We start from the raw sequence: 9,823 nt of genomic DNA on the forward strand, positions 1-9,823 counted from the left end.
ATGGTTGGTCCAATGGACTCCGGAAGGCTCCCAGGCTGGATGGAAAAGAACTGGCCTCCAAAATAATTAATCAGGAACACAATTTAAATATGAATATTCCGTGTCTTTTTGACACGGAATAAAGTTTATTGCAACTTCTATAAAACGCAATAGTTTGCTTTCCAGATATGTTCTGAATCGAAGAAAAAAATGGCATAAAAATCGACTTTTTTTACCTTAATGACTTGATACAGATTTGCATTATTTTTACATCTAAATAAACATCCAGACAATTATCTTTTGAAGAAATATTTGAGAGAAGATATTTCAGGATTTGTTTTACTACCATACTTTTATTGCAAGCAGCTTTGCTATTGTGTTATCAATTACAATAGCTTCTGCAGCGGGTAATGCAACAATTAATGATTTTACTTGATCTTAAAATTAAACTTTATCCTGCAAATGAGATAGGATTCATGCACTTGAGCCGAAGATAGGTAGCATTAAAAGCTTAGTGTCTAAAATTCTAATTTGAGTCATAAGGTCAATGTGATCTCTCAGGGTGAAATCCTTGAAGAAACTGAAGAATATATTAAAGAAGTTATAGAACTGTACATCGAGAGCCTCGGGACTGAAGGCCTTCCGCAAAAGTTTCCAAATCTTTCTGACCCTTATGAAAGTCTCCAATGTCTAAATTACCAGTTATATCCGGAAAAAAAACTTGTAAATGCATTAGAAAAAGCCGGATTTGTTGTTGTGAGGTAAAAAAGAAGCCATGTATCACTTAAAAAGATAAGTGGTGAAAGGACTTACAGAACAGTTGTTCCTTTACATACAAGACTCGCTAAGGGGACACTTCTTGATACTCTTCATCAAACTGGCTTAAGCAAAAAAGAATTGATAGATTTACTAAGGAATGGTAAAAATATAACTTCAAGTATTCACTTTGGGAATGGCTTTATAGCTATTGCTAAAGACAATATCAAGAACAAAAATAATGAAATTATATCTTCTTTATTCCAGCATTATAAAAGTGAGGAGCCAGTGCAGCGAAGAACGGTGAACCCTCAAGAGCAAACAATATATGATCGGATTCTGAAGGACTCACGGGTTCAACCTTTAAACTCGATTAGTGGTGCTTTTGGAAACTCCACCCCCATCTCTTCGGCACCTTTTAGTTGCAGCTTTAGGCGTAAGGATCCCGCAGCGCCTTGTTGACTCTGAAGGAATTGTCAAATTTCTTTTTTAAACTCATCTTAAAACCTCCCTCCACGCCCGCATGCTCACGAAGTGAACAGATATCGGGCGGTCACTGACAGGAAAGAACAACAGTAGAAGAAAGATAACGAAAAACGGAAAAATGAGATGGCTATTTAAAAGAAAATTTTTTCGGTCTTCTCTTTTTGAAAGCTTTGCAGGATCTTGACTAGAAACCCGGGTTTTTGGATAAATAAGTTTTTATCAGTATGTTAAGTTCTCATAAAATCGGGCAATTGATAGCTATTATATACTTAACATCTCTTTTTTCTTTCAATTGGATGAATGCTATGGATAGAAGACAACGTTTTGAAAAATACGACTGGTTAATCTCAAAAACTCAAAGTATACTTAAACATTATAGTTATCCTGAGCCATGCGGATTGCTGCAAAAATCATATTATTGATTTTTATAGAAAAGAATATGAGAAAATCTTAAAAAATGTAGTTAAAGAATGTGTGAATATTTTAAAATCGAATGCGGTAAAATCAGAGTTGGGAAGAATGTTATAAAGTAATAAAAGCCGTAGGGCAGTGCCCATTATTGATAAACTCAAAATGCAAAATATACGATAATAGGCCGGAAGCATGTAGAAATTTCACTTTTGTGATTTTCCGGATGCAGAAGCAGAATTTGGTTTAACGTTGTTATTATGTCCGATGTCTGTTAACATAATTCAAGATTATGCACAGTGGTATAGATCGGTAAACTCAACAATGTATAATCAATTAAATGCTGTGTACGAACAGTATAAAAACAGAGACAAAAATAATGATTTTTGTATTCAAATGAAAGAGCATAATTTAGATTCGTTCATATAGTTTCTTGAAAGGAGGTAATCATTATTCATTTCCTTTTTTCTTGCGTGTTTGTGTTAATAAAACACGCATGCAGCTACATGTGCCCTTAGTAGACAACTAGTAGCACCCATTGTTAAAATCCTGAACCGAATCGGAAATTTTGCCCGCAACTCCTGTAGATATCTTGATTTTGTTTTCAGCCAGCGACATTACGGTTTTCCGCCGATGCCCGAGGCAGGTAAGGTCTCAACATTTCGCGATCCCAAGATTCTCGAAGGGACAATACAATTGTGCTCGCCGTAGGGAGCCCTCTTGCTTATCGCCCTAATTCCAGTAAAGGCTTTATTCCAGGAGTGGTTATATCACATACATCTACAATGTTAAAATGTTCGCATGAGCCACAGTGAGCACATACATCAGACTCCAGTCCAGTATCGCTCATCGGTGGTATAGCTATTATTGTCACTTTTCTTTGCTTCCTTCACTAGTCCTGCTACTTTCCTTTTCTCTAGGGCAGCAGCATTTATTCTCAATAAACCTTTTTCCTTTTCCATCGCCACCAATTCGGAAAATTAGAGTGGAACCACAATTCGGACAGCTTGTGGGACGATACTGGTTGAACTCTGGTTCCCACACATAATCGCATTCTTTGCAAAGAAAATCGACCCTGCATTCACCAGTATTAACGTATTCTCCTCCGGTGATCTCGATCGCTTTTCCGTTGACAAGAGCATCAGCTATCTTTTCTCGTGCCTTTTGAAGGTCGCTCCAGAAAGTTTTCCGGGATACTCCCATTTTGTTAGCAGCCTCATTCTGCTCCATCTGGAGAAGGTCGCAAAGACGAATAGCCTCAAGCTCTTCTATGGATAGGGTGGAGATTTCCAGACAGCAAAGAGGAATTTCTCTGGGCTTGTAATAGGTGGCCTTTGGAAAGCAAGATACCCTGCGCTTAACTTTATTGACCATCAGATTACACTTATGCAACCCATAATAAGTATCTATCGATCAATATACTTTATAAAGCGTTTAAGGTATTGACCATAACATCGCCATTAGGAATCAGAGAAACACAAACTGCCATAATAACGCCAAAGGTATGTACTCACCTGGAATGTCATCAAACCAGGAGTCCCAAAGTTTGAGACGATTAAAGTTACTAAAAAGTCTCCGCATATAGCGGCCATAAGTGTTTTTCTGAACAAACTTCAAAAATAGTTTTTCTCTCACTTTCTCTCACAAGAGTATAGTAAACAGGACTCCGAATATCAGCATATCAAAGACAAAAGTATGCAACCCACTGTAGCCATTGAGTCCAGGGTGGTTTATCCCAACACATAACCTTAATTTGATAGATTCTATGGATTTATACTTCTCAAAATAGTCTGATCCAAGTGCACTAAATAATATGATTCGTAAGGGCTAAATATGAGTACTCAATTGTTTTTTTAGAAGTGATAGGAACTGGAAGAATTGCTATTCCTCAAGGTTTTAAAATCCTCTAACCTAAGCAATGGCTTTCTATCATTTTGAATCTGCTCTAGAAATCAGAAACAAACACGAAATCAAATATATTAAATTAAGCTGAAGGTTTCTTAGGTCAGCTTGACAGCCTATGAATTTTCGCTTGCCCATATTGATGAACATACTTTCGAAATTGGTTCTTAAAAACAGTTCTCTTTTAGTGTATAAATATGTTAAATAATTTTTACATCCAGATTTTTCAAATCTACAATTAAACTCTTGATTTCGATAAGCTCTTGAATGAATTTTCCTCTGAAATCTGGATTTACAGTTATATTCGGTAAATTTTTATTTCCAGTTGCGTTGAGACATGAAATCCTCTAAGTTTCAATTCTCTATCTCAGTCTAATTCCTGCTGTTTTCATGCTTCCTTCGTTAGTGTTCCTGCTGCTTTCCCTTTTTTGGACAACATAATCATTCTTAATAAGCCTCTTTCATCTTCCATCGCCTCAGAGTCGGAGAAATTAGACTGGAACCACAATTCGGACAGCTTAAGGATGATACTGGTTGCAATTTGGTTCCTACACATGATCGCATTCTTTGCAGAGAAAATCGACCTTGTATTCACCAGTATTAATAAGGAGGTCGCAAAGACGAATAGTCTCAAGCTCTTCTAAGGAGAGGGTGGAGATTTCCAGACAGCAAAGAGGAATTTCACTGAGTTTGTTAAGTAGCTTTTGGAATTCTTGATTTCCCGCTTAACTCAATAGACAATCAAATTACACAAAAGAGAGGTAGTATAAATAACTAACGCCAAGACAATTTAACTATTGGTAAATTAACAAGCTCGAATCCATTATTAGGATTCGGTATATTTAGTACAAAATCAATAACTATAAGCTTATAACTCTATAAAGTGCGATTATAGCTATGACATTTACTTAATAGTTCTGTATCATACGTCCGTTAGTCCCGTGGCTATTTTCTGCCTTTTACACCTGATTTAGCATAAAATTCTGCTAATCACTGGTACTTTCTTTTTGCCTCGTATTCGAATAATTTCATGTTCTATTCTTATGAAAAATGAGCATAAGATGCCGTTTTTCATGCTTCATAACGAGCCAAAGACTTGCTAAAGTTTATATAGGATTATACAACGGAATTTGTTTTATTATTATATTAAAACAGAACAAAAGTGCAAATTATTTATAATACATCGCTAATGTGTAATTTAGAGATTATCCAAAAGGTCTGTGACCTAATGTAATTTCTACAATCACCGATCACAAATGAACGGATTCCGGATAATGAACACTAATTGTCCAATTGTAAATTTTACAATATACATAAAACTTTTTGGATAGTCTCTAAGATCTCTTTTATCTTTCTGAGATCAAACATTTACTAATATAGGACTTATCCACTTGAAGCCCGAAATAAAAGCAGTGAACTCCCAAATCTCTAAAAATTCAAGTTTTAACTGCTTAATTTACTGTACTTGATTCTGTGTTGTAAGTGTGTGAATTCTATAAAAATTTAAAAACGATTTACTAAAAATGTCATTTAAATAGCTAGAACTCTCAAGCAGATATCAATGTAATTGCACAGTCAGTATCGGATGCAAATATCAGAGATACAATCCTCTGATAAAGTGGCTTTAAGTGCTTTTAGGAAGTAAAGCTAAAATGAGCAAATTAACTATCGGGAGTTTTTCTATAGAAGATCTTGAAGCCGTTCAGATCACTATCAATAATATTGAAAGCAGCAAAGGAAGCTGCTGAAGAAAAAGTAAAGTAGCTCGTTAAAGCAGGCCCCAAACTTTTTCCGAGACTCTGGTAGGTCGTTCCAGAAAGTTTTCCAAGATAATCCCATTCTGCCAGCAGCCTCATTCTGCTCTACCTAGAGAAGGTCGCAAAGATGAATAGCCTCAAGCTCTTCCAGGGACACGTTAATAATTACGAGAGCACTTAGTGAATTTCACTGAGCTTGCAAAAGTAGCTTTTGGGATTCTTGATATTCCACTTAACTCAATCGACAATCAAAATACACAAAAGAGACGTAGTATAAATAACTAATGCTAAGACAATTTAACTATTGATAAATTAATAAGCTCTGAATCAGTTTTTAGGATTCGGTATTTTTAGTACAAAACCAATAGCTATAAGCTTATAACTCTATAAAATGCAATTATAGTTATGACATTTACTTAATAGTTTTGTATCATACGTCCGTTAGTCCCGTGGCTATTTTCTACCTTTTACACCTGATTTAACATAAAATTCTGCTAATCACTGAAACTTTCGTTTTGCCTTTTATTCGAAAATTTCATGTTCGATTCTTATGAAAAATGAGCAGGTGTTGCCGTTTTTCATGCTTCACCACGAGTCAAAGACTTGCAAGAGTTTAGATAGGTTTATACAACGGAATTTTTTATTATTATATTTAAACAGAACAAAAGTGCAAATTATTTATAATACGTCGCTAATGTGTAATTTAGGAGTATATCCAAAAAGTGCTGTGACCTGCTGTAATTTCTACAATCAGCGATCACAAATGAACGGATTCCGGATAATGAACACTAATTATCCAATTGAATATCCGATTGTAAATTTTACAACATGCATAGAACTTTTTGGATGGTCTCTAAGATCTCTTTTATTTTTTTGAGATCACAACGTTTACTAATATAGGACTTACCCACTTGAAGTCTAAAAAAAGCAGTGAACTCCCAAATCTCTAAAAATTCAAGTTTTAACTGCTTAATTTACTGTACTTGATTCTTTGTTGTAAGTGTGTAAATTCTATAAAAATTTAAAAACGGTCTACTAAAAATGTCATTTAAATAGCTGGAACTTTCAAAAATAGTCCGGTAAAGTGACTTTAAGCGTATTTAGGAGGTAAAGCTAAAATGAGCAAATTAACTACTGGGAGTTTTTCTATAGAAGATCTTGAATCCGTTCAGATCACTATAAATAATATTGTAGGGGCAGCAAAGGAGGCGGCTGAAGAAAAAGCAAAAGAGTTAGGCCCGATGGGTCCCACTGCTCTCGCAAGCATAGCATCCTACAGAAGCTGGAACTTGCTTCTTCTTGACCGCTATGAGCCTGTTTTGACCCCTATGTGTGACCAGTGCTGCTACTGTACCTACGGACCATGTGACCTTTCAGGGAACAAGAGAGGCGCTTGCGGAATTGACATGGCTGGCCAAACAGGAAGAGAATTCTTCCTCCGTGTAATTACAGGTACCGCATGCCATGCTGCCCACGGACGCCACCTACTTGACCATGTGATAGAGGTCTTTGGAGAAGATCTCCCACTTAACCTTGGAGAATCGAACGTTCTGACTCCCAACGTTACAATCTGTACAGGATACAGCCCAAAGACCCTCGGAGAATGCAGGGCCCCAATGGAATATGTTGAAGAACAGCTCACCCAGCTCCTTGCAACTATCCACGCCGGTCAGGAAAGCGCAGAAATTGACTACGACTCAAAGTCTCTATTCAGTGGTAGCCTAGACCACGTCGGCATGGAAATTTCTGATATTGCCCAGGTTACAGCATATGACTTCCCGAAAGCAGACCCCGAAGCCCCGCTTATTGAAATCGGAATGGGGTCCATTGATAAGTCCAAGCCACTCATCGTTGCAATAGGGCACAACGTGGCCGGTGTAACCTACATCATGGACTACATGGAAGACAACAAACTGGTAGACAAGATGGAAATTGCCGGACTTTGTTGTACCGCATTCGACATGAGCAGATACAAGGAAGCCGACAGGAGACTCCCATACGCTAAGATCGTAGGGTCCCTGGCTAAGGAACTGAAAGTTATCCGTTCTGGAATGCCTGATGTCATTGTTGTGGACGAACAGTGCGTCCGTGGTGATGTCCTATCAGAATCCCAGAAACTCAAGATCCCTGTGATCGCTTCCAACGAAAAGATCATGATGGGCCTACCAGACCGCACCGATGCCGATGTGGGTTCAATAATTGAGGAAATAAAGTCAGGAGCAATTCCTGGTTGTGTAATGCTGGACTATGAAAAACTTGGAGAACTCGTCCCCAAGCTTGCCGAAGTTATGGCTCCAATCCGTGATGCAGAAGGCATAACAGCAATCCCGACTGATGAAGAGTTCAAGGCATACATCGACAAGTGTGTCCAGTGCGGAGAATGTATGCTTGCATGTCCCGAGGAACTGGACATCCCTGAAGCTCTGGAATCTGCATCTAAGGGAAGCTACGAATATCTCGAAGCTCTCCACGACGTCTGTATCGGATGCCGGCGTTGCGAGCAGGTTTGTAAGAAGGAAATTCCAATCCTGAATTTGCTTGAAAAGGCTGCACAGAAATCTATCAGCGAAGAGAAAGGATGGGTTAGAGCCGGCAGGGGACAGGCAAGTGATGCGGAAATCAGGGCAGAAGGCCTGAACCTTGTTATGGGAACTACCCCAGGTATCATCGCAATCATCGGATGTCCTAACTACCCGGCCGGTACCAAAGATGTCTACCTCATCGCCGAAGAGTTCCTGAAGAGAAACTACCTCCTGGCCGTGAGCGGATGTTCTGCAATGGACATTGGCATGTTCAAGGATGAAGAAGGCAAGACCCTTTACGAAAGATACCCAGGCACATTCGCAGGTGGCGGGCTGCTTAACACCGGTTCCTGTGTGTCCAACGCACACATCAGCGGAGCTGCAGAGAAAGTTGCCGGAATCTTTGCACAGAGGACTCTAGCAGGGAACCTGGCAGAAATTGCAGACTACACACTCAACCGTGTAGGTGCATGCGGACTTGCTTGGGGTGCATACTCTCAGAAAGCTGCTTCAATAGGTACCGGATGTAATGTATATGGTATCCCGGCAGTGCTCGGCCCACACAGTTCCAAGTACAGGAGAGCCCTGATTGCCAAGAACTATGATGAGTCCAAGTGGAAAGTCTATGACGCCAGAGATGGCTCAGAAATGAATATCCCACCAGCACCGGAATTCCTGTTGACAACCGCAGAAACCTGGCAGGAAGCAATCCCGATGATGGCAAAAGCCTGCATCCGCCCGTCCGACAACAACATGGGCAGGTCCATAAAGCTGACCCACTGGATGGAGCTTTCCAAGAAGTACCTCGGTGTAGAACCCGAAGACTGGTGGAAGTTCGTCAGAAACGAAGCCGACCTCCCGCTTGCCAAGCGTGAAGAACTCCTCAAGAGGCTGGAAAAAGAGCACGGCTGGGAAATTGACTGGAAGAAGAGGAAGATCATCTCCGGTCCGAAGATCAAATTCGACGTCTCCGCACAGCCAACTAACCTCAAGAGACTTTGCAAGGGGGCCTGAAAATGGTAGACACTACCAAAAACACCAAGCTTTTTACCACCTACGGAGTGACAACTGCCAAAGCAACCACTCCCGAGATAGCAGCTAAACTGATTTCAAAGGCAAAGAGGCCGCTTCTTGTGGTTGGGACAAAAGTCCTTGACCCGGAACTTCTGAGCAGGGCAGTAAAGATTGCGAAAGCAAAAAATATCCCAATTGCAGCAACTGGCAGCTCTATGCCCGGCTTTGTTGACAAGGATGTTGGTGCGAAGTACATCAACCTTCACCAGCTAGGCTTTTATGTGACAGACCAAAACTGGCCCGGGCTTGACGGCAATGGGACCTATGACACACTCATTGTCCTTGGGCACATAAAATACTACATCAACCAGGTACTGTCCGGAACAAAGAACTTCAGTGATGTAAAAGCAATAGCAATTGACAGAAACTATATCCAGAACGCAACGATGTCCTTCGGGAACCTGAGCAAGGCAGACCACTATGCTGCCCTGGATGAACTTATTAACGCTTTATAATTTTGATTTAGGAGGCGAAATTAATGGCAGAATTCCCATTTGAGATTTCCCCAATGTTTGAAGGAGAAAGAGTAAGAAAGGAAGGAATGTTCGTCGAGCTCGGTGGCCCGAAATCTTTGGGTCTTGAGCTTGTCCGTGCAGCAGACATGGATTCAATTGAGGACGACAGAGTAACAATTGTCGGTCCTGACCTTAAGGATATGGAAGAGGGCAAGACCTACCCCTGGGCAATGATCTTCAACATCGGCGGAGAACTCGTAGAGGCTGATCTTGAGTCTGTTGTCGAAAGGCGTGTCCACGACTTCATCAACTACTGCCAGGGCATAATGCACCTGAACCAGAGATATGATGTCTGGATGAGAGTTTCCAAGGATACAGCTGCAAAGATGGACTCCTTCGAGCCCTTCGGAAAAGCCGTCATGATGCTTTTCAAGACCGAGCTTCCCTTCATTGAGAAGATGCAGGTGACTTTCTACACCGAACA

Annotated in this window: 5 protein-coding genes and 2 pseudogenes; 5 read left to right on the forward strand and 2 right to left on the reverse strand. The window is 40.0% G+C overall.

Annotated elements, in window-relative coordinates:
• Nucleotides 1–528: 528 nt before the first annotated feature.
• Both ACPK8D_RS16720 and ACPK8D_RS16725 read left to right on the forward strand, forming a co-directional pair.
• Nucleotides 529–744: a hypothetical protein gene (locus tag ACPK8D_RS16720; RefSeq protein ID WP_424718988.1), complete on the forward strand. Its 216-nt coding sequence runs from the start codon at nucleotides 529–531 to the stop codon at nucleotides 742–744.
• Between the two features lie 1,036 nt (nucleotides 745–1,780).
• Nucleotides 1,781–1,879 carry a hypothetical protein gene (locus ACPK8D_RS16725; RefSeq protein ID WP_424718989.1) on the forward strand — a complete coding sequence of 33 codons (99 nt, stop codon included), beginning with the start codon at nucleotides 1,781–1,783 and terminating at the stop codon, nucleotides 1,877–1,879.
• An 842-nt stretch (nucleotides 1,880–2,721) separates the two neighbouring features.
• Here ACPK8D_RS16725 and ACPK8D_RS16730 read toward each other — a convergent pair.
• Nucleotides 2,722–3,003, reverse strand: a pseudogene (locus ACPK8D_RS16730) (DUF134 domain-containing protein); the annotation flags it as partial.
• A 2,189-nt stretch (nucleotides 3,004–5,192) separates the two neighbouring features.
• Nucleotides 5,193–5,387, reverse strand: a complete 195-nt coding sequence (locus tag ACPK8D_RS16735; RefSeq protein WP_424718992.1) for a hypothetical protein — start codon at nucleotides 5,385–5,387, stop codon at nucleotides 5,193–5,195.
• A 1,019-nt stretch (nucleotides 5,388–6,406) separates the two neighbouring features.
• On the opposite strand from ACPK8D_RS16735, the gene cdhA reads away from it, so the two are divergent.
• The 3 genes and pseudogenes from cdhA to ACPK8D_RS16750 all read left to right on the forward strand — a co-directional run.
• Nucleotides 6,407–8,824, forward strand: coding sequence for a CO dehydrogenase/acetyl-CoA synthase complex subunit alpha (cdhA, locus tag ACPK8D_RS16740; protein WP_424718990.1), 2,418 nt, complete (start codon nucleotides 6,407–6,409; stop codon nucleotides 8,822–8,824).
• Nucleotides 8,825–8,826: 2 nt separating this feature from the next.
• The gene (gene cdhB / locus ACPK8D_RS16745) at nucleotides 8,827–9,339 is read left to right on the forward strand and encodes a CO dehydrogenase/acetyl-CoA synthase complex subunit epsilon (protein ID WP_424718991.1); all 513 of its coding nucleotides are present in this window, start codon (nucleotides 8,827–8,829) and stop codon (nucleotides 9,337–9,339) included.
• 23 nt (nucleotides 9,340–9,362) lie between these two features.
• Nucleotides 9,363–9,823: pseudogene (locus ACPK8D_RS16750) on the forward strand (CO dehydrogenase/CO-methylating acetyl-CoA synthase complex subunit beta); the annotation flags it as partial.

This window comes from Methanosarcina sp. (assembly GCF_049706645.1).
Classification (GTDB): Archaea; Halobacteriota; Methanosarcinia; order Methanosarcinales; family Methanosarcinaceae; genus Methanosarcina.

Coding starts and splice junctions, on each gene's coding strand:
- cdhB (WP_424718991.1), top strand. CDS start 8,827: ATGGTAGACACTACCAAAAACACCAAGCTTTTTACCACCTACGGAGTG.
- cdhA (WP_424718990.1), top strand. CDS start 6,407: ATGAGCAAATTAACTACTGGGAGTTTTTCTATAGAAGATCTTGAATCC.
- ACPK8D_RS16735 (WP_424718992.1), bottom strand. CDS start 5,387: ATGAGGCTGCTGGCAGAATGGGATTATCTTGGAAAACTTTCTGGAACG.